This is a genomic window from Pseudomonas putida (genome assembly GCF_003228315.1).
GTDB classification, from domain to species: domain Bacteria; phylum Pseudomonadota; class Gammaproteobacteria; order Pseudomonadales; family Pseudomonadaceae; genus Aquipseudomonas; species Aquipseudomonas putida_S.
Map to the genome: position 1 here is coordinate 543,021 of NZ_CP029693.1, position 24,515 is coordinate 567,535.

Annotated in this window: 21 protein-coding genes; 1 reads left to right on the forward strand and 20 read right to left on the reverse strand. The window is 60.8% G+C overall.

The window, feature by feature from the left end:
- Nucleotides 1-37: 37 nt before the first annotated feature.
- The 8 genes from DKY63_RS02480 to arnB are packed head-to-tail and all read right to left on the reverse strand — an operon-like array spanning nucleotide 38 to nucleotide 8,832.
- On the reverse strand, nucleotides 38-1,417 hold the full coding sequence (locus DKY63_RS02480) for a UDP-glucose dehydrogenase family protein (protein WP_110962655.1): 1,380 nt from the start codon (nucleotides 1,415-1,417) through the stop codon (nucleotides 38-40).
- Entirely contained in the window at nucleotides 1,414-1,815 is a 402-nt protein-coding gene (gene arnF / locus DKY63_RS02485) for a 4-amino-4-deoxy-L-arabinose-phosphoundecaprenol flippase subunit ArnF (protein WP_110962656.1), read from the reverse strand. The genes DKY63_RS02480 and arnF overlap by 4 nt, the downstream gene beginning before the upstream one ends.
- On the reverse strand, nucleotides 1,812-2,156 hold the full coding sequence (arnE, locus tag DKY63_RS02490; protein ID WP_110962657.1) for a 4-amino-4-deoxy-L-arabinose-phosphoundecaprenol flippase subunit ArnE: 345 nt from the start codon (nucleotides 2,154-2,156) through the stop codon (nucleotides 1,812-1,814). The genes arnF and arnE overlap by 4 nt, the downstream gene beginning before the upstream one ends.
- Complete coding sequence (arnT, locus tag DKY63_RS02495) at nucleotides 2,153-3,799, reverse strand: lipid IV(A) 4-amino-4-deoxy-L-arabinosyltransferase (RefSeq protein ID WP_110962658.1); 1,647 nt, start codon at nucleotides 3,797-3,799, stop codon at nucleotides 2,153-2,155. The genes arnE and arnT (DKY63_RS02495) overlap by 4 nt, the downstream gene beginning before the upstream one ends.
- Nucleotides 3,796-4,680 (reverse strand): 4-deoxy-4-formamido-L-arabinose-phosphoundecaprenol deformylase, encoded by an 885-nt coding sequence (arnD, locus tag DKY63_RS02500; RefSeq protein WP_110962659.1) that lies wholly within the window; start codon nucleotides 4,678-4,680, stop codon nucleotides 3,796-3,798. Before arnD ends, arnT (DKY63_RS02495) begins: the two co-directional genes overlap by 4 nt.
- Nucleotides 4,680-6,671, reverse strand: a complete 1,992-nt coding sequence (gene arnA, locus DKY63_RS02505; protein ID WP_110962660.1) for a bifunctional UDP-4-amino-4-deoxy-L-arabinose formyltransferase/UDP-glucuronic acid oxidase ArnA — start codon at nucleotides 6,669-6,671, stop codon at nucleotides 4,680-4,682. The genes arnD and arnA overlap by 1 nt, the downstream gene beginning before the upstream one ends.
- The gene (gene arnC / locus DKY63_RS02510) at nucleotides 6,668-7,687 is read right to left on the reverse strand and encodes an undecaprenyl-phosphate 4-deoxy-4-formamido-L-arabinose transferase (RefSeq protein ID WP_110962661.1); all 1,020 of its coding nucleotides are present in this window, start codon (nucleotides 7,685-7,687) and stop codon (nucleotides 6,668-6,670) included. Before arnC ends, arnA begins: the two co-directional genes overlap by 4 nt.
- Entirely contained in the window at nucleotides 7,684-8,832 is a 1,149-nt protein-coding gene (arnB, locus tag DKY63_RS02515; protein WP_110962662.1) for a UDP-4-amino-4-deoxy-L-arabinose aminotransferase, read from the reverse strand. The genes arnC and arnB overlap by 4 nt, the downstream gene beginning before the upstream one ends.
- A gap of 381 nt (nucleotides 8,833-9,213) precedes the next feature.
- Here arnB and DKY63_RS02520 point away from each other — a divergent pair, with 381 nt between their 5' ends.
- Entirely contained in the window at nucleotides 9,214-10,152 is a 939-nt protein-coding gene (locus DKY63_RS02520; protein ID WP_110962663.1) for a site-specific integrase, read from the forward strand.
- Between the two features lie 132 nt (nucleotides 10,153-10,284).
- On the opposite strand, the gene DKY63_RS02525 is transcribed toward DKY63_RS02520, so the two are convergent.
- The 12 genes from DKY63_RS02525 to DKY63_RS02580 all read right to left on the reverse strand — a co-directional run bounded on the left by DKY63_RS02525 (nucleotide 10,285) and on the right by DKY63_RS02580 (nucleotide 24,496).
- On the reverse strand, nucleotides 10,285-11,355 hold the full coding sequence (locus DKY63_RS02525; protein WP_110962664.1) for an ABC transporter ATP-binding protein: 1,071 nt from the start codon (nucleotides 11,353-11,355) through the stop codon (nucleotides 10,285-10,287).
- Nucleotides 11,352-12,950, reverse strand: a complete 1,599-nt coding sequence (locus DKY63_RS02530) for an ABC transporter permease (protein WP_110962665.1) — start codon at nucleotides 12,948-12,950, stop codon at nucleotides 11,352-11,354. Before DKY63_RS02530 ends, DKY63_RS02525 begins: the two co-directional genes overlap by 4 nt.
- Nucleotides 12,951-12,953: 3 nt before the next feature.
- The gene (locus tag DKY63_RS02535) at nucleotides 12,954-13,967 is read right to left on the reverse strand and encodes an iron ABC transporter substrate-binding protein (RefSeq protein WP_110962666.1); all 1,014 of its coding nucleotides are present in this window, start codon (nucleotides 13,965-13,967) and stop codon (nucleotides 12,954-12,956) included.
- Between the two features lie 199 nt (nucleotides 13,968-14,166).
- Nucleotides 14,167-15,825 (reverse strand): lipid IV(A) 4-amino-4-deoxy-L-arabinosyltransferase, encoded by a 1,659-nt coding sequence (gene arnT / locus DKY63_RS02540; RefSeq protein WP_239499366.1) that lies wholly within the window; start codon nucleotides 15,823-15,825, stop codon nucleotides 14,167-14,169.
- A 112-nt stretch (nucleotides 15,826-15,937) separates the two neighbouring features.
- Nucleotides 15,938-16,591: a histidine phosphatase family protein gene (locus DKY63_RS02545; protein ID WP_239499367.1), complete on the reverse strand. Its 654-nt coding sequence runs from the start codon at nucleotides 16,589-16,591 to the stop codon at nucleotides 15,938-15,940.
- A gap of 332 nt (nucleotides 16,592-16,923) precedes the next feature.
- On the reverse strand, nucleotides 16,924-17,466 hold the full coding sequence (locus DKY63_RS02550; protein ID WP_110962668.1) for a PqiC family protein: 543 nt from the start codon (nucleotides 17,464-17,466) through the stop codon (nucleotides 16,924-16,926).
- 17 nt (nucleotides 17,467-17,483) lie between these two features.
- Entirely contained in the window at nucleotides 17,484-19,160 is a 1,677-nt protein-coding gene (locus DKY63_RS02555) for an intermembrane transport protein PqiB (protein WP_110962669.1), read from the reverse strand.
- Nucleotides 19,141-19,797, reverse strand: a complete 657-nt coding sequence (locus DKY63_RS02560; RefSeq protein ID WP_110962670.1) for a paraquat-inducible protein A — start codon at nucleotides 19,795-19,797, stop codon at nucleotides 19,141-19,143. The genes DKY63_RS02555 and DKY63_RS02560 overlap by 20 nt, the downstream gene beginning before the upstream one ends.
- On the reverse strand, nucleotides 19,794-20,390 hold the full coding sequence (locus DKY63_RS02565; protein ID WP_110962671.1) for a paraquat-inducible protein A: 597 nt from the start codon (nucleotides 20,388-20,390) through the stop codon (nucleotides 19,794-19,796). The genes DKY63_RS02560 and DKY63_RS02565 overlap by 4 nt, the downstream gene beginning before the upstream one ends.
- A 208-nt stretch (nucleotides 20,391-20,598) precedes the next feature.
- On the reverse strand, nucleotides 20,599-21,900 hold the full coding sequence (locus tag DKY63_RS02570; protein WP_110962672.1) for an NAD(P)/FAD-dependent oxidoreductase: 1,302 nt from the start codon (nucleotides 21,898-21,900) through the stop codon (nucleotides 20,599-20,601).
- Nucleotides 21,897-22,985 (reverse strand): polyamine ABC transporter substrate-binding protein, encoded by a 1,089-nt coding sequence (locus tag DKY63_RS02575; RefSeq protein WP_110962673.1) that lies wholly within the window; start codon nucleotides 22,983-22,985, stop codon nucleotides 21,897-21,899. Before DKY63_RS02575 ends, DKY63_RS02570 begins: the two co-directional genes overlap by 4 nt.
- A 152-nt stretch (nucleotides 22,986-23,137) precedes the next feature.
- Nucleotides 23,138-24,496, reverse strand: coding sequence for a glutamine synthetase family protein (locus DKY63_RS02580; protein WP_110962674.1), 1,359 nt, complete (start codon nucleotides 24,494-24,496; stop codon nucleotides 23,138-23,140).
- Nucleotides 24,497-24,515 lie beyond the last annotated feature (19 nt).

A 24,515-nucleotide genomic window follows, 5' to 3' on the forward strand; every position in this document is an offset into this window, starting at 1 on the left:
ACAAGGGACTATCGGCGAATACTCGGGGACATGAAGGTTAAGCGACCACCGACTCTGCAGGCCATTGTTGATGAGGAATCGGCAAATTGCGCGATTCGCCGCGACCCATCGGGAAGTAAGTGAAGCCGCTGCGCGCCAGGCGGTCGGCGTCGTACAGGTTGCGGCCGTCGAAGATCACCGGGGCCTTGAGGCGTTGGCGAATCAGGTCGAAATCCGGCGCCTTGAACTGCTGCCATTCAGTGCAGACGATCAGCGCATCGGCACCGTGCAGCACCGATTCCGGGGTGCCCATGAGCATCAGCTTCTCTTCATCGGGATACAGCTTCTGGGTTTCCTGCATCGCTTCCGGGTCGAACGCGCGAACGCTGGCACCAGCGGCCCACAGGGCCTCGAGCAGTACGCGGCTCGGTGCATCGCGCATGTCGTCGGTGTTGGGCTTGAACGCCAGGCCCCACAGGGCGAAGGTCTTGCCGCGCAAATCGCCTTTGTAGAAGGCCTTGATGCGTTCGAACAGCTTGTGTTTCTGCCGTTGGTTGATGGCTTCCACCGCTTGCAGCAGGTCGCTGGAGCAATGGGCCTCTTCGGCACTGTGGATCAGGGCGCGCATGTCCTTGGGGAAGCACGAGCCACCATAGCCGCAGCCGGGGTAGATGAAGTGGTAACCAATCCGCGAGTCGGCGCCGATCCCCAGGCGTACCGATTCGATGTCGGCTCCCAGGTGCTCGGCCAGTTCGGCGATCTGGTTGATGAAGCTGATCTTGGTCGCCAGCATGCAGTTGGCGGCGTACTTGGTCAGTTCGGCACTGCGCAGGTCCATGAACATGACGCGGTCATGGTTGCGGTTGAACGGTGCGTACAAGTCGCGCATCACGTCGCGTACCTCATCGCGCTCGCAGCCGATGATGATGCGGTCCGGACGGCGGCAATCGGCCACGGCCGAGCCTTCCTTGAGAAATTCGGGGTTGGAGACGATATCGAACTGCAACACGCGTCCGGCCTTGAGCAGGTACTGGTCGATGTGTTCGCGCAGCGTATCCCCCGTGCCCACCGGTACCGTGGATTTCTCCACCAGAATCACCGGTTGCTCACGGTGGCGCGCCACCGCTTCACCCACCGACAACACGTAACGCAAGTCCGCCGAACCGTCCTCGCGGGACGGCGTGCCGACGGCGATGAACAATACCTGCCCGTGTTGCACGGCAAATTTTTCATCGCTGGTGAACTGCAGGCGTTTGGCGTCCAGGCTTTCGCGCACAAGGCTGGCCAGCCCCGGTTCGAAAATGCTCACATGACCCTGCTTCAACAGTTCGACTTTTTTCTCGTCGATATCCATGCACACGACGTCATGGCCGACTTCAGCCAGGACGGCAGCCTGGACCAGACCAACATAACCGCTACCAAATACACTGATTTTCATGGGGCATTCCTGGGTTCAGGCGCTTGAACAGGTCGAGAGTTGATGGTGATGACGCCAAGGATGACCAGTGCCACTCCAAGGCTTTTAGAAAGACTGAAATCTTCGTGAAAAAGCGGCAGGCTCGCTGCGGCCAGGTACACGAGTGCATAGCTGATGCTCAGCAGCGAGTAGGCGCGACCGAGGGGCAGGTCACGCAGGGCCATGAGCCAGCAGAGCATCGACAGGGCGTAGGCGAGGATCGCACCGAACACCACGGCCAGCGGGCCGAGCGGGATGTCGGCGCCCAGCCAGTGCTCGGGGGAGGGCAGGCGGCTCATGCTCCAGCGCATGCCCAGTTGGGCACCGCTGACCAGCAGCACGCTGCCCAGGGCGAAGGTGATACCGCGACGGGCGTTCATGCATGTTGCCCCAACAAGGCCACGCCGCCGATCACCAGGGCAACGCCCAGCCAGTGGCGCTGGTCGATGTGTTCGCGGAAAACGAAGCGGGCGATCAGGGTAATCAGCACAAAATTGAGGCTGAGCATCGGGTAGGCGATGCTGACTTCCAGGCGTTGCAGCACCAGCAGCCACACCAGCAGGCCCGAGCCCAAAGCCGCCAGCGCCAGCCACAGCCAGGGCGAAAGCAATTTTTCGCCCCAGCCCGTGACGCGTCCGCGCCAGCTTTCCACGGCGTACTTCTGGGCAATCTGCCCCAAACAGGTCAGCAGGCAGGCAGTCAACAGCAAGGCGAGGCTCATGGCGTCGCCTGTGGAATGATCAGAATCACTAAGTTGCCTTGTTCATAACGCTTGCCTTCCTTGGGCAATTGTTCAAGTTCGCGCAGCTCGTCATCTCCCTTGACCCGCATCACGACGCCCACCGGACCTTGCTGGCGCGCGTTTTCCATCCACTGCTGCACCTGGTCCGGGTCGACGCGCTGCTTCAGCGCATCAGGGTATGCCAGACCATATTTCAATTCGCCTATCGTGTTGAACAAAGCCACATTCGGGCGCTTCAGGCGCCAGGACAGGGCTGACGCGGCGCCCAGGTCATTGCTCAGCAACTGGTGCGCCTGGCCAAGCTCAGCGGCGTGATCGAGGATGAACTGGTCGGGCATCTTGTTGGCGACCACTGAATTGGGCAGCGCCGCTGGCAGCAAGCCCACCAGCAACAGGCTGCCGAATGCAGGTGCGGCCCAGCATTGCAGCGGGCGGAAGGCTTGCAGCAGGTTGCTCATGATCCAGCCGACCAGACCGATGAACACCAGCATCAGGTTATGCAGCTCGTGGTCGTAGATCGGTTTCTTCAGTTGCAGGTAAACCACGGCCAACAGGGCCAGCACGCCGACGCTCAGGTTCAGCAGGCCGTTGATCCGGAGGGTGCGTTCCTGCTCGAGATTCAGGCGATCGGCCAGCGCATTGCCCAACAACAGGGCCAGTGGCAACAGGCACGGCAGAATGTAGGCCGGCAACTTGCCCTTGCTCAGGCTGAAAAAGAACAGTGGCATCAACAACCACAACAGAAGGAAGGCGATATTGGACTGACGCCGGTTGTCCCAGGCCTGCTTCAGCGCTGGAGGCAGCAACGCCAGCCATGGCACGCTGAACCCCAGTAGCAGCGGCAGGTAGTACCAAAATGGAGCGTTGTGCTGGGCATCGTCCCCGGCAAAACGGCGGATGTGTTCGTGCCAGAAGAAGAAACGCCAGTAGTCCGGTTCCCGGGCATGCACCGCCAAGGCCCAAGGCAGGCTCACGACGACGGCCACGCCAATCGCCAGCGGGCCGTAAGTCAAAAGCTCGCGCCAGCGCTTCTGCCAGATCACCCAGGGCAGGGCAATCAGTACCGGCAGCAGCCAGGCGAGAAAGCCCTTGGTCATGAAACCCATGCCGCAGGCCAGTCCCAGCGTTGCCCAGCCGAGCAGGCGGCCTCGTCCGGTGCTGTCCAGGGCAAACCACAAGGCCACCAGGCTCAGGTTGACCCAGAAGGTGAATTGCGGGTCGAGGTTGGCGTAGCCGGCGGCGCCGGCGATCACGGTGAAACTCATGTACAGCAGCGCGCAGGCGAAGCTCTTGCGCGGCTGGTTCCACAATCGGCCGGCGATCAGGTAGCACAGCACGACGCTCAGGGCCGTGCTCAACGCCGACGCGAAACGCACCCCGAACAGGTTCTGTCCGAAAATTGCCTGTCCGAGAGCGATCATCCAGTAACCGGCGACCGGTTTTTCGAAATACCGTACGGTCATGAAATGCGGCGAGACCCAGTTGCCGCTCAGCAACATGTCCTGGCTGATCTGGGCGTAGCGGGTTTCATCAGGAATCCACAAACCATGGCTGGCCAGTGGCAACAGGTACGCCAGCGCCATGATCGCCAGCAATAGAGGCAACGCCCAGCGTCTGGTCATGCGCCTTGCACTCCCAGCCAGCCTTCGCGCCCATCAAGTGCACCGCGCACTACGCGGCCGCTGGGCAGGTTGCCGGGGACTTCGGGCAGCAGATCGCCCAAGGGTTGGAAACGAATACCGCGCTGGCGTGCATCGGCCAGCAGCTGGCGAAAATCATTGGCCATCAGAATCCCTTCTACTTCCGCGTGAATCGTGTAGACGTTGAGTTGTTCCGGGGTGAACCGGTCGAGAATGAAACGGTTGAAGTCACTGGCGGCGACGTTCGGGCCGACTACCTCGTCAAAGGTCGGCAGGTCCACCGGGATCTGTGGCGTGCCCAGCGAGCCATCCGCCAGCCGGGGCTGGAACAGGTTATGGCCGCGACAGTCGCTGTTGTAGCGAAAGCCGAAACGCTGTTTGGCTTCGATCACACGTTCGTCCGCGCGCCAGCCGGCGGCGGCCGAGCAAGTGATTTTTTCCCCGAGAATGTCGCTGAGGGTGTCCACGCCCTGGCGGATCTGTTCGATCAGTCGGGCGTCATCCCAGCGGCCGGCATTGGCTTGCCAGCCGTGGTGGTCCCAGGCGTGCAGACCGACTTCATGCCCGGCGTCGCGAGCCTGACGCATCAGATGCCCCAGGTCGCGGCCGATCGGTTTGCCCGGCCAGGCGGTGCCAGCGAGCAAAATGTCCCAGCCGTAGAGGCCGGCGGCATTGGAGCGCAGCATCTTCCAGAGGAACTGCGGGCGGATCAGGCGCCACAAGTGGCGCCCCATGTTGTCCGGCCCGACACTGAAAAAAAACGTCGCCTTGACCTGTGCTTCTTCCAGGATTTCCAGGAGCCGGGGCACCCCCTCACGGGTGCCTCGGTAGGTATCCACATCGATGCGTAGACCTGCTTGCATTAACGCTTGTCCGCGATTTCGAGCATGGCTTCACGCAGGAAGAAGTCCAGGGTGTTGCCGATGGTCTCGCTCATCTCCACGGTTGGCGTCCAGTCCAGCAGGCGCTTGGCGTTGGCGATGCTCGGTTTGCGGTGCGACACGTCCTGGTAACCGGTGCCGTAGAACGCCTTGCTCTCGATATCGCGGAAGCCGGCGAACGGAGGGAAGTTGGCGCGCAGCGGGTGAGCTTCGAACTGACGCAGCAACTCTTCGCCCAACTGACGAATGCTGGCTTCGTTTTCCGGGTTGCCGATGTTGATGATCTGGCCGTTGCAGACGTCGTTGTCGTTGTCGATGATCCGCGCGAGGGCTTCGACGCCGTCGGCGATGTCGGTGAAGCAGCGCTTCTGCTCGCCACCGTCGAACAGGCGGATCGGCGTGCCTTCCACCAGGTTCAGGATCAACTGGGTAATGGCGCGGGAGCTGCCGATACGTGCCGAGTCCAGACGGTCCAGACGTGGGCCCATCCAGTTGAATGGACGGAACAGGGTGAAGTTCAGGCCTTTCTGGCCGTAGGCCCAGATCACGCGGTCGAGCAGTTGCTTGGAAACGGAATAGATCCAGCGTTGCTTGTTGATCGGACCGACGATGAGGTTGGAGTTGTCTTCGTCGAAGTTGTTGTCCTGGCACATGCCATAGACTTCCGAGGTCGACGGGAAGATCACCCGCTTGTTGTACTTGACGCAGTAGCGAACCAGTTTCAGGTTCTCTTCGAAGTCCAGTTCGAATACGCGCAGCGGGTTGCGGGTGTATTCGATCGGCGTGGCGATCGCCACCAGTGGCAGGACCACGTCGCACTTCTTGATGTGGTACTCGATCCACTCGGAGTGAATGCTGATGTCGCCTTCGACGAAGTGGAAGTTGGGATGGCTGCGCAAGCGGTCGATCGCGTCCGAGCCGATGTCCAGGCCATAGACTTCGTAGCGGTCATCACGCAGCAGGCGTTCGGACAGGTGATTGCCGATGAAGCCGTTGACGCCGAGGATCAGTACACGCGTGCGGCGTGGCGCGCGGCCGGATTCGGCACCACGCAGCACCGAACCGTCCACCAGGCCCAGTTCATTGGCCAGTTGCGGGCCGCTCAGGTACAGGCCGTTGTCGTTGCGCTGACCGGCGTTGATCACCAGCGAGTCTTCACCACAGGCGATGCGCAGCGGATCGACGCTGATCACGCGGCCCGGCGCCAGGCCTTCGTTGCCCTTGACGACTTCGGCGCTCCAGACGATCAGCTTGTGCTCGCCCACCGCGCAGAAAGCGCCCGGATATGGCTGGGTCACGGCGCGGACCAGATTGAACAGTTTTTCCGCCGGCTGGCTCCAGACCAGCTTGCCGTCGGCAGCTGTGCGTCGGCCAAACACCGTGGCTTTGGATTCGTCCTGTGGGGTTTCGCTGATTTTGCCTTGCGCCAGCGCAGGCAGGGTGTCGCGCAGCAGGTCAGCGGCGGCGACGCGCAGTTTGCCGTGCAGGGTCAGCGCGGTGTCGCTGCGCTCGATCGCCACGCGTTGCTGGGCGACGATGGCGCCGGCATCGGCGCGCTTGACCATGCGGTGCAGGGTGACGCCGGTCTCGGTTTCGCCGTTGACCAGCACCCAGTTCGCCGGCGCGCGACCGCGGTAGCGCGGCAGCAGGGAACCGTGCAGGTTGAACGCACCCTTGCTGGCGGTCGCCAGCAGCGACTCGCTCAGCAGGTTGCGGTAGTAGAAGGAGAAGATGAAGTCCGGTTGCAGCTTGGCAATGCGCTCGACCCACAGCGGGTGGTTGGCATCTTCCGGTGCATGCACGGCAATGCCATGGCGGGCGCACAGTTGTGCCACGGACCCGTAGAACGCGTTCTCTTTCGGATCATCGGCATGGGTAAAGACGGCTGCGATTTCGTAGCCGGCCTTGAGCAGGGATTCAATACCGGCACAGCCGATATCGTGATAGGCGAAGACAACTGCTTTTGAACTCATGAGTGAACCTGATCTGAAGAAGTGGAAACAAGGCCATCGACGGTGACCGGGGAAACGGTTGCGGCAGGCTGGCTGCGCAGGACTTTCTCGATAAAGAATCGGGGGCGTGCGCGCACATCGCTGTACATGCGGCCCAGGTATTCACCCAGCAGGCCCATGCCGATGAATTGGCCGCCAGTGAAGACGAACAGTATGGCAAACAGCACGAACATGCCGTCGCCCGCCCAACTGGCGCCGAAGGCCAGGCGCAGGACGATCAGCATCAGGGCAAACAACGCACCCAGGCCCGCCATGGTGAAACCGACAATGCTCAGCAAGCGCAGGGGCGTGGTGGTCATGCAGGTGATCAAATCGAACATCAGGTTGATCAGGCGCATCGGGCTGTACTTGGATTCGCCGTGTTCACGCTCGGCGTGGGTCACGAGGATCTCCGTGGTGTGCCGGGCAAAGCTGTTGGCCAGGATCGGGATGAACGTGCTGCGTTCGCGGCAGGCGAGCATGGCGTCGACGATGGTGCGGCGATAGGCGCGCAACATGCAGCCGTAGTCACTCATGGCGACGCCGGTGGAGCGTTGCACCGCGAGGTTGATCAGCTTCGACGGCCAGCGGCGCAGGGCCGAGTCCTGGCGGTTGCTGCGCACGGTGGCGACCACGTCATAGCCGAGCTCGGCCTGGGCGACCAGGCGCGGAATTTCCTCGGGCGGGTTTTGCAGGTCGGCGTCGAGGGTGATGACCACGTCGCCCTTGCACTGTTCGAAACCGGCCATGATCGCCGCGTGCTGGCCGTAGTTGCGGTTCAGAATGACCGCGACCACCGGGCTGCCGGGGCGGGACGCGGCCTCTTCCAGCAAGTGCGCGGAGTCATCGCGGCTGCCGTCGTCGACCAGGACGATTTCGTAGTTGTGGTTCAGTTGCTCGCAGGCCGCTTCAGTGCGTCGCAGCAACTCCGGCAGGCTGTCTTCTTCGTTGTAGACCGGGATGACGATCGATACGAAGTTAATCGGATAAGGTCTCACAGGCGTGTGTCCAGGCAGTTTTCAATGGCGCCGACAACGCGATCGACGTCATCGGTGGTCATGTCGGGGAACAGCGGGATAGAACACAGACGCGCCGAGTTCCATTCGGTGTTGGGCAGGTGAACGTCGGGGAAACGTTGACGGTAGTAAGTGTGCATGTGGGTGGCGATGAAGTGAATGCCGGTGCCGATGTTCTGCTCCTGCAGGGCTTTCATGAAGGCTTCTCGGTCCAGGCCACAGCGCTCGGGGTCGATGCGCAGGATGAACAGGTGCCAGGCATGCTGCTGGGCATAGGTCGGAACGGCCAGCGGCTGAACCGGCAAGCCTTCCAGGCGTTGCAGGTAGGTGCTCGCCAGTTGCGTGCGTTTGGCGTTGATTTCCTCCAGTCGCTCCAGTTGCACCAGGGCGATGGCGGCGTTGATGTCGGCCAGGTTGTACTTGAAGCCCGGTTCCATCACCTGGGCCTGGGGCTTGCGCCCGTGGGTCATGCGGTCGTAGGCGTCGACGCCCAGACCGTGGAACTTGAGCATGCGCACCCGCGAGGCCAGGGCTTCGTCGTCGGTGACGAACATCGCGCCCTCGGCGCAGGTCATGTTCTTGATCGCGTGGAACGAGAAAATCGCCGTGCCCTGGCTGCCCACATGGCGACCCTTGTAGCGGGTGCCGGCTGCATGGGCCGCGTCTTCGATCACCGCGATGCCATGTTTGTCGGCCAGCGCGTAAAGCGGATCGAGATCAAACGCCGCGCCGGCGTAGTGCACTGGAATAATGGCCTTGGTACGCGGAGTGATCGCCGCTTCGATGCTGGCCACATCGGTCATCAGGGTGTCGCGATCGACATCGACGAACACCGGTGTAGCGCCCAGCAGGCAAATCATGTTGGCGGTGGACACCCAGGTCTGCGAAGGCGTGATGACTTCATCGCCTGGACCGATCCCGAGTGCCAGCAGGGTAATGTGCATACCGCCCGTCGCGGAGGACAGTGCGACGGCATGGCGGCATCCGATATAGTTCGCGAAGTGCTCTTCCAGCGCCTGGTTTTTCGGGCCGGTGGTAATCCAGCCAGAGCGCAGTACTTGTTCGACCGCGGCAATCTCTTCATCGCCGATACTGGGGCGGGAGAAGGGGAGAAACGCCTGACTCATGCACACCTCAAAGCTCAAAGGTAGGTAGCCCTGGAGGCTAGACTAATGGATCCACGATCAGCGTAGACCATAAACTGGAGTTGCTTCAACGAGTTAGTTGAAACAGGTGAGAAACTGCATGGATTGAGCTTTCCGCACTGAGCAACAGATTCAGAGCCTATGATGGCTCGCCGCATCGCTATGAGATTAGGCTCGTTTTTGTGAAAGAAACATCAAAAAACGGTCGGCAGAACGTTTATCTCAAGGCTATTAAGCCGCTGTTCAGGCTTCTTCCGTTCATCGCCGTCATTTCGGAAAAGTCCCATGGAAGTATGGATAGTTATACCGCGTTTCATTTCTTAGTTGTTTTACCGGATTGTTTTTTACTTAAGGCTGTTTCGTTTGATTGACTTACCCGTTACTGATTCTCATGCACCGAAAACCAACCCGCTGACGGTTTACCTGGCGCGACTGGCGCCCTCCAGCCAATTGACCATGCGTTACGTGCTGCAGGACGCCGCCGACCGCCTGGGCTTCGAAGACGTGAACATCGAGGAGATCCCCTGGCACGGGCTGCAGCCCGAGGACGTGATTGCGCTGGTCGCGACCCTGCGCGCCGACGGCTACGCGCCCAACACCTCGTCGCTGTACGTCAACGCGGTACGCGGCGTGATGAACGAGGCGTGGCGAATGAGCCTGATCAGCCAGGAACATTTGCTGAAGATGCGCTCGGTCAAGGGTATTACCGGTACGCGCCTGTCCCAGGGACGCAACCTGCGACGTTCCCTGATCCGTGAGTTGATGGACGTCTGCGCGGCCGATCCGCGGCCTCAGGGGCTGCGGGACGCAGCGGTCATCGCGATTCTGTATGGCTCGGGCATGCGCAAGTCGGAATCGGTGAACCTGGAACTGAACCAGCTCGATTTCACCGAGCGCAGCCTGCGGGTTACGGCCAAGGGCAACAAACAACTGATCAAATACGCCCCGGCCTGGGCCTTCGCCAAGCTCGAGGCCTGGCTGGAATTTCGCCGTTCTCAGCTCAAGGAAGGCGAAGAAGACGATACCTTCCTGTTCAACCGCATTCGCCGTGGCAGCCACATCACCCGCGAGCGCATCACCAAACATGCGATCTACTACATCGCCCGTCAGCGCGGGACGCAGGTGGGGGTGAAGATCATGCCCCACGATTTCCGCCGTTCGTTCATTACCCGGGTGATCGAGGAACACGACCTGTCGATCGCGCAGAAGCTGGCACATCACAGCAATATCCAGACGACGGCCAATTACGACGTTCGTGACGACAACGAACGGCGTCGGGCGGTGGATCGTTTCGATCTTTGATGCATGGAGATCCCCTGTAGGAGCGAGCCTGCTCGCGATGGTGCTCAACGATAACGCGGGCAGTCTGAATGCCCTCGTTGCCTGAACTTCAATCGCGAGCAGGCTCGCTCCTACAGGGGTTATGCGTTGGGCTTACGCCTCGCTGAGGACATGTGCATGCCCAATGGTCGAGACATGCACCGCGCTGCCGGCCGGCGGCGCGTACATCCCCGAGCTGCGCACCAGCAGCGAACGCCCTGACTGCTCCCCGGAAGCCGAAGACTGCAACTCCACGGTCAGGGTGCAGGTGTTGCCGCTGAAGTCCCGGTCGGTCACCACGGCGCGGCAGCCAGTGACTTCCGCGGTGTGGGGCATGATGTTGGCCAGTTGCAATTGCTCGGGGCGCAGCATGATCTGCGCGGCACTGTTGTTACGGTGGTTGTTGACCGGGATCCGGCCCAGGTCGCAATGGGCCCAGCCGGCTTCGATGCGCGCCGGCATGACCACGGCATCGCCGAGGAACAGCGCGGTCTGGACATCGCCAGGATAGCGGTAGAGGTCCAATGGATGGCCGGACTGCACCAGGCGACCGTGGCGCATCACCGCCAATTGATCGGCGAAGGACAGCGCTTCGCTCTGGTCGTGGGTGACCAGGATGGTGGTCACCCCGGCGTCTGCCAACAGGCGCGCGACCAGCTTGCGCATGTTGGCGCGCAAACCCGTATCGAGGGCCGAGAACGGTTCGTCCAGCAGCATCAGACGCGGTTGCTGGGCCAGGGCGCGGGCCAGGGCCACGCGCTGCTGCTGGCCGCCGGACAGCTCATGGGGCCAACGCTGGGCCATGGTCGAGTCGAGTGCAACGCTGTCCATCAGCTCAGCGATGCGCTCCTGTCTTTCGTTGCCCTTGGTCGCCAGACCGAAGCCGATGTTGGCCGCCACCGTCATGTGCGGAAACAGCGCGCCATCCTGCGGCACATAACCGATCAGGCGCTGATGCGCCGGAACTTCGTGTGTGCTGTCGACCAGTGTCTGGCCGTTGAGCGACAGACGCCCGGAGTCGGGGAACTCGAAGCCGGCGATCATCCGCAACAAGGTGGTCTTGCCCGACCCGGACGGGCCGACAATCACCGTGCGGCTGCCGGTGGGGACCGACAGGCTGACGTTATCCAGGGCCTTTTGCGTGCCGTAGTGTTTGGAGAGTGAATGCAGTTCCAGAGTGTTCATCGGCCAGCCGTTTTTTTGGATTGGTGATAAAGGATTCCGGTCAACGGAAGCGACAGCACAATCATCATCAGGGCATAGGGCGCCGCAGCGGCGTAATCGATTTCGCTGGTCATGGCCCAGAAACCGGTCGCCAACGTGCGCGTGCCATTGGGAGCGAGCAGCAGGGTGGCGGTCAGTTCGTTGGTGATCGCCAGGAACACCAGCGCAGCACCTGCCGCAGCGCCCGGTGCCGCCAAGCGCAAGGTAATCAGCCACAGTGCATGAGTTGGCGAGCGGCCGAGGCTGCGGGCCATGTTCTCCAGTTCAACCGGGGCCTGGGCGATACCGGCCCGCAGACTGACCAACGCACGGGGCAGGAACATCAGCAGGTAGGCCAGCAGCACTGTGATAGTGGTCTGGTAGATCGGCCGGGCGAAGTGGATGGTCACGGTCACCAGCGCCAGCGCGACGACGATGCCCGGCAAGGCGCTGGTGATGTAGTTGCAGCCTTCCAGCAATCGTTGCAGCCGGCCCGGCGAGCGAATCGACAACCAGGCGATTGGAATCGCGGCGCAGGTGGTCAGGGCCGCGCCGGCTACGCCGAACAGCAGGGTCTGTTCCAGCGCCGGCAACAGCTCGGGCAAATTCCAGACCTCAAGCCCACCGGCAATCAGCCAGTTGCCCAGGGTGATCAAGGGCACGCCCAGGGCCAGGGCACAGGTGGCCAGTTGCAAGAGCAGGGCGAGCAGGGTGATTGGTCGGTTCAGGCTGACCACACGCTGCTCCCGGGCACTGCCGGAGCCGACGCGAGCGTAGCGCGCGTGGCCACGGGCGGCGGATTCGGCGGTCAGCATCGCCAGGCAGAACAGCGCCAGCACGCCGGCCAGCAGGTTGGCGGCAGGTCCGTTGAAGGTGGATTTGAACTGATCGAAGATCGCCGTGGTGAAGGTGTCGAAGCGGATCATCGCGTACAGGCCGTACTCGGCCAGCAAATGCAGGCCCACCAGCAAGGCGCCGCCGCAGATCGCCAGGCGCAATTGCGGCAGTACCACCCGGAAAAACACCGCCCAGGGCTTGAGCCCCATGGACTCGGCGACATCTTCGATGGCCGGGTCGAGTCGACGCAAAGTCGCGGCAACCGGCAGGTACAGGAACGGGAAGTAGGCGATGACCGAAACGAGAACCCCGGCAAACAGCCCGTGAATCGGTGGCACCAGGCTGACCCAGGCATAGCTGTGCACGAATGCTGGCACCGCCAGTGGTGCGGTCGCCAGCAACGACCAGGCACGACGGCCCGGCAGATTGGTGCGCTCAGTGAGCCACGCCAGGGTGACCCCCAGAGCAATGCACAAAGGTACGGTGAAGATCACCAGCAACAGCGTGTTGACCATCAGTTCGCCGACCCGAGGCCGGAACACCAATGGCACGACCTTGCTCCAGCCTGTATCCAGGTAGACACCGATGACGAAGGCAATGGGCAACAGCGCCAGCAACGAAACCAGCACCGACAGGCTGACCACCCACGCGCCGCCACGGCTCGCGAACAGGCCGCGTGACCGTCGACGCAGGTTGGCAGGTGTCGCTTCCACGACACCTGCCGGCAGGGATTCAGGCATCAATTAGAGCAGTCCCGCCTGAGTCATCAGCTCCACGGCTTTTTTGCTGTCGAGTTTCGACGCATCGACGCTTGGCGCATCAAGCTGCTGCAAAGGCACCAGTTTCGGGTTGGATTGCGCGTCCTTGCCTACGGCGTACTCGAACGATTTGCCGTCCTTGAGTACGGCCTGGCCGTCCTTGCCGGTGATGTACTTGAGGAACGCCTGGGCTTGTTCCTGGTGTTTGCTGGAGGCCAGGACGCCGCCGCCGGAAATGCTGACAAACGCACCCGGATCCTTGTGTTTGAAGTAGTACAGCTTGGTGTTCTTGCTGTTCTCGCCGGTCTTGGACTGATCGACGAGGCTGTAATAGTGATAAATCACGCCGCCCTCGATCTGACCGGCATTCACTGCCTTGAGCACAGAACTGTTGCCGCGGTAGGCGGTGAAGTTGGTTTTCATCGCCTTGAGCCAGTCCAGGGTTGCGGCTTCGCCTTTCTGTTCGAGCATGGCGGCGACAATCGCCTGGAAGTCAGCACCACCCGGGGACGCGGCCCAGCGGCCTTTCCAGGAAGGATCAGCGAGGTCCATGATCGACTTGGGCAGTTGCGCTTCAGTCAACTTGCTCGGGTTGTAGACGAATACCGTCGAACGTGCGGCGATTCCCACCCATTTGCCGTGAGCCGGGCGGTAGGCCGAATCGACTTGTTCCAGGGTGGTCTTGTCGACCGGTGCAAACAGGCCAGCGTTATCGACCAGCACCATGGAAGGCGAGTTTTCAGTGAGGAACACGTCCGCCGGTGAGGCGGCGCCTTCCTGCACCAGCTGGTTGCCCATCTCGGTGTCATCGCCATTGCGCAAGGTGACCGGAATACCGGTTTCCTGAGTGAAGCCTTCAACCCAGGCCTTGGTCAGACCTTCATGCTGCGCGTTGTACACCACAATGCCGACGCCATCGGCTGCATATACGTGACCGGCGCTCACTAGTGCGGTGGTCAGCAGGGCTTTTTTCAGGAAAGTCGGGATTCGGACAGTCATGCTGTAGCAGCTCCGGTTTTTTTAATTGAGCAGGCAGATACGACGCAGATGAGTGTAGAACAATAGGAATCATTTGCATGTTTAAGGCGGGCGAATGTAGAGCGCGGAATATGAAAAAAACGTCAAATAAACAGTGATTTCCCGTCATTGAAAAGAAACCGGGCGGCTTGCTGGGCCGCCCGGTTTTTGGGGAGGGGTGTCAGGGTTGGGTTTGCGGGAAGATCAACACTTGCAGATTGCCGCGCTGATAGCGTTTGCCGTCGATGGGCAATGCCTCGACTTCCTGGATTTCATCAACACTGTTGACCCGCATGACAACGCCGACCGGGCCTTTCTTACGCGCTTCGGTCATCCAGCTTCCGACGTTTTCCAGGGTGACCTTGCGCGGGGCCATGGCCGGGTCTTCCAGTCCGTATTTCAGTTCGCCGATGACGTTGTAGAGATCCACTTGCGGCCGTTTTGTCAGCCACGACAACGCCGAGGCCGCGCCCAGGTCATTGCTGAGCAGCGATGCAGTCTGGTTCAACTCGTTCAGGTGCTCGGCGATGAAGCGGTCGGGCATTTTGCTGTCGACGATCTGGCTCGGCATGGCGGCGGGCAACAGGGCCACCAGCAACCAGATGCCGAGGGCGGGCATGGCCCACAGCTGCAGTGGACGCAGAATTTGCAGCGCGTTGGCGATGATCCAGCCGACCAGCACGATGAAGGCCAGCGACAGGCTGAACATCTCGGTGTTTTCGTAAATCTCCTTGCTGATTTGCAAATACAGCAAGGCGACCAGCGCGAGGGTGGCGACCACGACATTGAGCACGCCGTTGACACGAAGCGTTTTGCTGCGCGCCTCGTTCAACAGCTCCATCACGGCGTGCCCCATCATCAACGCCAGGGGTAACAGGCAGGGCATGATATAGGTTGGCAACTTGCCACTGCTCAGGCTGAAAACGATGAAGGGCAGCACGAACCAGAGCAACAGGAAGCCGAAGACAGGCAATCGCTTGTTTCGCCAGGACTGGATAAACGTCTTTGGCAGCAAGACCGCCCAAGGCAGGCTCGAAGCGACCAGCAGCGGCAGGTAGAACCACCATGGGCGAGCATGCTGCGCATTGTCGGCGGCAAACCGGCGTACGTGTTCGTTCCAGAAGAAGAAGTTCCAGAAATCCGGCTCCTGCCGATGGATCGCCAGCGCCCAGGGCAGGCAGACCAGGATAGCGACCGCCACCGCCAGCCAGCCATGACGCAACAACTCCTTGACGCGCCGCTGCCAAACCATGAAGGGCACGGCGATCAGTGCCGGCAACAGCCAGGCGAGAAACCCCTTGGTCATGAACCCCATGCCGCAGGCCACGCCCAGCAGCGTCCAGGCGAGCAGACGACCTCGAGCGGTGCGGCTGTCGAGGGCAAACCACAGAGCGACCAGGCTCAGGTTGACCCAGAAGGTGAATTGCGGATCGAGGTTGGCATACCCGGCCTGGCCGGCGATCAGCCCGAAGCTCATGTAAAGCAGCGCGCAGGCGAAGCTCTTGCGCGGATCATTCCAGAATCGGCGGGCAATCAGATAAGCCAGCCCGACACTCAGGCCGGTACTCAGTGCCGAGGCGATGCGCACGCCGAACAGGTTGTCCCCGAACACGGCCTGACCCAGGGCAATCATCCAGTAACCGGCAATGGGTTTTTCGAAGTAACGAATGCCCATGAAGTGTGGCGAGATCCAGTTGCCGCTCAGGAGCATTTCCTGGCTGATCTGCGCATAGCGGGTTTCGTCGGGGATCCACAATCCATGGCTCAGGAGCGGCAACAGATAGAACGCCACGAAGGCCGCCATCAGGGCGAGCAAGCTCCAGCGCTCGACCACTGACATCCTGTGTACGGGGCCAGGTTTCAACGGAACTTTAATATCGGGCAGGGGGGTGTTAGACGTCATGAGTCAGCCTTGGCTCAGAAGTAGTGACTTGATGGGTATAGCCGCGTTGTTATTTGTTGGACAAAGTGCGCCAGTCTTCGGTATTCACAACACCCAGCACTTGAAGTTGTCCATTGTTATCAACGTGAACAAACAATGAACTACCATACTGGCTTTTCTTTGCATGCCTGAAACCGCTCATGGCTTCGAATTCGCCGATGCAACCGCTATGGGTAACCAGCACCAGATTCCGATAGGCGCGCTTGTGCGCCACGATGTCGTTGCGCCAGGTGCTGCCACAGTCCACCAGCCACTGTTGCGTCTGGGCATCTTTGCCAAACATGTAATGCGCGGTTTGTGTGGTGCGGGTGAGCGGGCTGCTCAGTACATCGGCCTGCGCCATTCCCAGTCGCTCCAGGCCTTGGCCGACGAGCTTCGCTTCGTCAGTGCCCACTTTGGTAATGCCGTCTTCCGGCCCCAGGCATGGATTGGTGGATTGGTCGCAACGCTCGGCATGGCGAACCAGGACCACCATCTCGCCGGCTTCCCATCCCTTGAACATTTGCGCCTTGAGCGAGGATTGAGCGTTGACCAGGTTCACGGGGGAGCGGGGCCACATGACAAAGCCGGTCACCAGCGCCGCTAACAGCAGGGCGCCGAAAAGGGCGATCAGCAACTTGAACAGTCGTGGCGTCTTGCCGAGGCCCGTTGATGAGTTAAACAAGATTTCCACCTGCCGGAGCAAAGTTGTACTGGAAGTTTCAGTGCAACTAAGTTGATTACTGTAGTGGCAGGCACACTAGAGTTGCGCGGATGTTGGCGGGGTGAAATGAATGTGAAAAAAGCGTAAGGGGCTTTTCGCAAGTTATTTAGTTGGTTATTGGTAATTCTTATCTTTTACTGTAACTCATCCCCTGTAGGAGCGAGCATGCTCGCGAAAAACGTAAGGACAACGCGATCCTCCAGACAGGTCGCGTTATCGTTGACGACCATCGCGAGCAGGCTCGCTCCTACAGGAGAACGCCTTCCCAATTGTAGGAGCGAGCATGCTCGCTCCTACAGGGAAGGGCAGCTCGATTGTGTGCTTGAGGCCGCCTTGCTGATCAGTGCGGCCAATTGTTTGACGTTGGTCTGCTGCGCCGCCACCAGTTCATCGATGGACGGCCCGGAACGCGTCTGCAGTGTGCTGTGGCAAGACATCTTGACGTTGTCGTCGCTGCGCAGCCGCCATTTCACATCAATCAAGCCGTACTGCCCGGGAATCGAATCGAAGCGCTGCACCTCAAGACGTACCGAGACCTTGCGTTGCGGGTTGTTGTTGACAATCTGATCGAGCAGGGCGCTGCGCAATTCATCCACCAGGCTGGCCCCCCACCATTGGGTTTCGAGGATGGCCATGCCGGTATTGCCCTGGCGCACGACAATCTGCGGGCGATCGACCTGGGGCGGAACGGTCAGCAGTTCTATCTGGATATCCGCCGTGCTCCTTGTACTGCCACTCAACTGGGCCGGTGTCAGGGTATGGAATTGAATCGGGTCGCTGCGGCAGGCGGCGAGCAATGACAACGCAGCGATCAACGTAACTTTAAGCAGATCCATGAATGATGCTCCTGTGGTCATTTGCTCGGTGGTCCTTGCAGGTCCATCGGTGCGGCATTGTCCGGGCGACCGCGAATCAGCGACTCGGGATGCCGGCCCAGGTAGTCGGCGAGGTCACGCAGGGCGCGGGATGTGCGTCCCAGCTCTTCCAGGGTCTGGCTCAGTTTTTCCCGTTGCGGCGAATCGTCTGCCAGGGTCGAACTGGCCGATTGCAGGGTGGTATTGGCCGACTGCAGGGTTTTGCTGACGTCCGTCAGCGTGTTTTGCACTCCGGGCAGGGTCTTGGCATTGAATTGTCCCAGGGTCTTGCGCATTTCCACGAGGTTGCCGTCCAGATTGCCGGCAATCCGTTCGATCGGCAGTTGATTGAACTTGTTGACCATCGCTTCGAGTTTTTCCTGCAACTGCTCGAGGCTGCCGGGAACGGTTGGAACCATGACCGGGCGGGCGCTCGGATCGAAGGCCACTTTCTCCGCTTTCGGGAAGAAGTCCAGGGCGATGTACAGCTGCCCCGTCAACAGGTTGCCGGTACGGGCCTGGGCGCGCAGGCCGTTTTCGATGAAGGAGCCGATGATCCGCACGGCGGCGGCTTCATCGTTAGGGTCATGCTTGAGCGCTTCAAGCATCTTGACGTGGGCCTGACCCAGGCGCTGCGGATAAATCACGATGCCGACGTTGACCGGAAAGCTGCGTTTTTTGGCATCGAAGTCCAGATTGACCGACACCACCTTGCCGATTTCCACACCCAGGAACTCCACCGGCGCATCGACCTTCAACCCACGCATCGCCTGCTCGAAACGCAAAGCCAGGAACTGCGGCTTGCCGTTGGGTGGGGCGAGGGCGGTTTGCTGATCGTCGAACAACTCGTAGGCATATTCCTCCGCCGCCGGTTTGTCGCCAGGGCTGTATTCGGGCGCGCGGAAGGCGATACCGCCGACCAGGATCGAGGACAGGGATTCGGTCTTGACCGAGAAGCCGTTGGCGCCGACGTTCACGTCGACACCGCTGGCATTCCAGAAGCGCGTGTTCTCGGTGACATAGACGTCATTGGGCGCATGGATGAACAGATCGATGTTCACGCCCTTGCCGTCAGGATCCAGGGCGTAGGCCACCACCTGGCCCACGGGGATCTTGCGGTAGTAGACCGGGGAGCCGATATCCAGCGAGCCCAGATCCTGAGTGTGCAAGGTGAAACGCTTGCCCGGTTCGCCGTAAGTGATCGCCGGCGGGTTTTCCAGGCCCTTGAAGTTCTTCGCGCGGCCATTGGCCTGGCCGGCATCGGCACCGATATAGTCGCCGGAGAGCAGGGTGTCGATGCCTGACACGCCACCGGCCCCGATGCGTGGCCTCACCACCCAGAACTTGGAATCTTCACGGGTAAAGCTTTCGGCCTGTTTGGCCAGCTTGACGGTGGCGTTGACACTTTTCTGGTCACCGCTCAGCTCCACGTCCGTGACGTGGCCGATGACCACGCTGCGGTATTTGACCTCGGTCTTGTTGGCGACCAGACCGTCGCCGGTCTTGAAATTGAGGGTAATGGTCGGCCCTTCCTGCAGGATGCTGTGGACCACCAGGGAGATCCCTACCAGTACCGCGACGATCGGTACGATCCAGACCAGAGAAACCCCAAATCGACGGGTCTTGACCGGGGCCTGCCCGGGAGCCTGCGGCCCGTTAGTGGTTGGTGACTGCATCCGTGACCTCCTCATTGTGTGGGGCTTTGCGTTCTCTATCCCAGATCATGCGCGGGTCGAAACTCATCGCCGACAGCATGGTGAACACCACCACCAGCCCAAAAAACAGAATGCCCGGCCGCGGCTCGATGTCGGCCAGGGCCTGGAACTTCACCAGCGAGGCCACCAGGGCGACCACGATCACATCGAGCATCGACCAGTAGCCAATCACCTCGACGAAGCGATACAGCTTCGAACGCTCCTTTTGCGCCCACAAACTGTCGCGCTGCACGGTGACCAATAACAATGTGATCGCGACAAACTTGATGCCGGGCACGGCGATACTGGCAATGAAAATGATCAGGGCGATGTCCCAGGCACCGGCTTCCCAGAATTCCAGCACGCCACTCATGATCGTGCTGTCGGCGCCATTGCCGAGCATTTTGGTGTTCATCACCGGCAGCAGATTGGCCGGGATGTAAAACACCAGTGCCGTGATCATGTAAGCCCAGGTGCGTATCAACGAGTTGGTCTTGCGTCGGTGCAGCGGCGCACCGCAACGCTCGCATTCGTGGGGTTCATGGGTCATGTCGCAGGCCAGCCCGCAGCTGTGGCACAGGCACAGGTTGAGGTCGTCGGCTACCGGAGGCGTTGTCATAGGATGTCCCATAGCTCACGGATATCGCGGCCGGCGACACGGATCATCATGAGGCTGAGCACGGCCAGGGCGAACAGGCCGATACCGGGCAGCACATCCAGCAGCCCGGCGAGCTTGATCACCGCCACCATCGCGCCCAGCAGGCAGACTTCGAGCATGCTCCAGGGCCTGAGGGCTTCGAGCCAGCGCATGCAGAATTTGAACCCTGGCGAGCGCCGATGGCCCAGGGCGAAGCCCAGGACCCAGATCAGCAGTGCCAGTTGAAATATTGGCGCAATAATCATGGCAATCGCCGCAACCAGCGCAATGAAGGTGATCGGCCCCAGGCTCAGGGCCAATACCGAATCCCAGAGCGTCGCACTGTTTTTCAGGCCTTTGAGGCTGATGCTCATCACCGGGTAGAAATTGGCGAAAATCCACAGCATCAACGCCGTGAAGGTGAGCGCCAGTCGTTGCTCGACGGTCAGGCCGTTATAGCGCTGCAGCACCCCGCCGCAGCGTGTGCAGAGGGTTTTCTGATGTTTGGCGAGCGTGGTTTTCTCGTACACGCAGTCGCAGTGCTCGCAGATGATCAATTGGTCTGTCGTTGCCATGGGCCAGGCTCGATGAATGCAGAATTGATGAGCACCCCCTCAATATAGAAGTGACTCGCGATTGAGCAAATCGAAACACTGAACGAACATACGTAAACACTGTAGGAGCGAGCCTGCTCGCGATGGCGATGTATCAGTCACTATTGATGCGACTGACACACCCTCATCGCGAGCAGGCTCGCTCCTACAATTTTCATCTTGAGTGGCTTCAGCCCAGCACTTCACGCATGCGATACCAGAGCATACCCAGCGCCAGCAGTGGCGAGCGCAGGGCGCGCCCGCCGGGGAAGGTCATGTGCGGCACGGCGCTGAACACGTCGAAACCCTGGCTGTGACCGGCATGGATGGCTTCGCCGAGCAGCTTGGCGCACCAGTGCGTCACGTTCAGGCCATGGCCGGAGTAGCCCTGGGCGTAGAACACGTTGGGATGCTGGCTCAGGCGTCCAACTTGAGGGAAGCGATTGGCAGTGATGCCGATCTTGCCGCCCCACTGATAGTCGATGCGCACATTCGCCAGTTGCGGGAAGACCTTGAGCATCTGCGGGCGCATGTATGCGGCGATGTCCCGTGGGTCGCGCCCGGAATAGTGGCAGGCGCCGCCGAACAGCAGGCGCCGGTCCGCCGAGAGCCGGTAATAATCCAGGCCGACTTTCTGGTCGCACAGCGCCAGGTTGCGCGGGATCAATTGCGCCGCCTGTTCCGCAGACAAGGGCTCGGTGGCGATGATGTAGCTGCCCGCCGGCAGGACCTTGCCGCTGAGTTTCGGCTCCAGTTCCTCCAAATGCGCGTTGCAACCCAGGACCAGGCTACCGGCACGCACCGTGCCAGCGGCGCAGCGCACCTGCACCGTGCTGCCATGGACAATTTCCAGTACCGGGCTTTGCTCGAAGATCTTCACGCCCAGGGACTGCGCGAGCCGTGCTTCGCCAAGCACCAGATTCAGCGGATGCAGGTGGCCGGAGCCCATGTCGATCAAGCCACCGGCATACACGCTGGCGTTGACCACCTGCTCGCGAATCTGCCCGGCTTCGACCAGGCGGGTTTCATGGGCATAGCCTGACTCGAGCAGTTCCGCGTGTTCGGCTTTCAGTCCGGCGAACTGCGCCGGGGTGTTGGCCAGTTCGCAAAAGCCCCAGCGCAAGTCGCAATCGATGCCGTGCTCGCGAATACGGTTGCCCACCAACTCCACCGACTCGATACCGGCGCGTTCCATGTAAGCCACGCCTTCGGCGCCGACATGCCGGGCAAACCCGCTGACGTCATGACCGATGCCGCGAATCAGTTGCCCGCCATTGCGCCCGCTGGCGCCCCAGCCTATGCGTCGTGCCTCGAGCAAAATCACCGAGAGCCCGCGCTGGGCCAATTCGATGGCGGTGTTGACGCCGGTAAACCCGCCGCCAATCACACAGACATCCGCCACCAGGTCTTCGTCCAGAGTGGGGAAAGGCTTCAGACCATGGGCCGAGGCAGCGTAATAAGAGTGCGTATGTTCCTGGGTGTACTGGTTCATTGGTTGGACTTCACTTTGCTCCAGGACCGGGTCATCAGACGCATGATCGACTGCGGCGGCGTGGTCGAGATGTACAGCTTGTCGAGGACCTCCTGGGGCGGGTACACCTCGGGGTTGTTGACCAGTTCGGCGTCCATGTATTGCTTGGCCGGCGGATTCGGGTTGGCATAGCCCACCGAGGCGCTGACCTTGGCGATTACTTGCGGGTCGAGCATGTTATTGATGAAGGCGTGGGCTTCTTTCGGGTTGCCGGCATCGGCCGGAATCGCCAGCAGGTCGAACCACAGGTTGCCGCCTTCCTTGGGGATGGCGTAGGCGATGTTCACATTGTTCTTGGCTTCCTTGGCGCGGTTGGCCGCCTGGAACACGTCGCCGGAGTAACCGAAGGCCACGCAGATATCGCCGTTGGCCAGGTCCGACACGTACTTGGAGGAGTGGAAGTAGGTGACATAAGGACGGATGCTCAGCAGCTTGGCTTCGGCTTTCTTGAAGTCCTCGGGATTCTCGCTGCGTGGGTCCATGCCCATGTAGTTGAGCACCGCCGGGAACACTTCATCCGCCGAGTCCATCATCGACACGCCGCACTGGCTGAGTTTCTTGATGTTCTCCGGCTCGAACAGCACGGCCCAGGAATCGATGTGGTCGACGCCCAGCACCTGCTTGACCTTGTCGACGTTGTAGCCGATGCCGTTGGTGCCCCACAGGTACGGCACCGAATGCTCGTTGCCCGGGTCGTTTTTCTCCAGCAGGGCGAGCAGTTTCGGATCGAGGTTCTTGAAGTTCGGCAGCTCGCTGCGGTCCAGCTTGAGGAAGGCGCCGGCCTTCACCTGCCGCGCCAGGAAGTGGTTGGACGGCACCACCACGTCATAACCGGTGCGCCCGGCGAGCAGTTTGCCTTCGAGGGTTTCGTTGGAATCGAAGACGTCGTAGATCACCTTGATCCCGGTTTTCGCCTGAAAGTCGGCGAGGGTGGTTTCGCCGATGTAATCGGTCCAGTTATAGACGCTGACCTGTGGCTGGGCCTGGGCAACGGCGCTGCACAAAGCGGTAAGCGCGAGCGGGACCATGGATTTCAATAGACGCATGTCGACACCTCTTGGAATTATTGGTTTTTTCAGGTGATTCTTTGGTGTTCAGGCGACCGCTTTCGCGAGCAGGCTCGCTCCCACAGGGGAATGCATTTCAAAATGTGGGAGCGAGCCTGCTCGCGAAGGGGGCCTAACAGGAAGCCGAGTTCTCAGACGCTCAGCAACAGGAACTCCCGCTCCCACGAACTGATCACCCGCTTGAAGTTCTCGTGCTCGGCGCGTTTCACCGCGACGTAGCCGCGCACGAACTTGTTGCCCAGATAGCGGCTGACGGTGTCGCACTCTTCCATCTGGCTCAAGGCGTCTTCGATGGTGATCGGCAGGCGCAGGTTGCGGCGTTCATAGGCTCGGCCTTCCACGGCGGCGCTCGGTTCGATGCCTTCGACCATGCCGATGTAGCCGCACAACAGGCTGGCGGCGATGGCCAGGTACGGGTTGGCGTCGGCACCCGGCAGACGGTTCTCCACGCGCATCGCTTCGGGGCCGGACGTCGGCACGCGCAGGCCAACGGTGCGGTTTTCTTCGCCCCATTCAACGTTCACCGGCGCGGACGTGTCCGGCAGGAAGCGGCGGAACGAGTTGACGTTCGGGGCGAACATCGGCAGCACTTTGGGGATGTACTTCTGCAGGCCGCCGATGTGCTGGCGGAACAGGTCGCTCATCTTCCCGTCGGCATCGGCAAAGATCGGCTTGCCGGTGGCGATCTCCACCACGCTCTGGTGAATGTGCATGGCGCTGCCGGGCTCGTCACCGATCGGCTTGGCCATGAAGGTCGCCGTGACGTTGTGCTTGAGCGCCGCTTCACGCAGGGTGCGCTTGAACACGGTGATCTGGTCGGCCAGATCGAGGGCGTCGCCGTGACGGAAGTTGATCTCCATCTGCGCCGGGCCGTCTTCGTGGATCAGCGTATCGAGGTCCAGACCTTGCAGTTCGCACCAGTCGTAGACGTCTTCGAACAGCGGGTCGAATTCGTTGGCCGCGTCGATGGAGAACGACTGGCGACCACTTTCCGCGCGGCCCGAACGGCCCAGCGGCGCCTTGAGTGGCAAGTCCGGGTCTTCGCAACGCTGGGTCAGGTAGAACTCCATTTCCGGCGCAACGATCGGCTTCCAGCCCTTGTCGGTGTACAGCTGCAGGACTTTCTTCAACACGTTGCGTGGTGACAGCTCGATCGGGTTGCCGAACTTGTCGAAGGTGTCGTGGATCACGATGGCGGTCGGCTCGATGGCCCACGGCACCACGTATACCGCGTCGGAGACCGGCTTGCAGACCATGTCGATGTCGGCCGGGTCCAGCAGGTCATAGTAGATGTCGTCGTCGACAAAATCCCCGGTTACCGTTTGCAACAACACACTTTCCGGCAGGCGCATGCCTCGCTCATGCAGGAACTTGTTGGTGGGTGCGATTTTGCCGCGTGCAATGCCGGTCAGGTCGCTGACGACGCACTCGACTTCGGTAATCTTGTGATCTTTCAGCCAAGTGAACAGCTGATCGAAAGGGGCATTCATAAAGACCTCGTTATTGGTT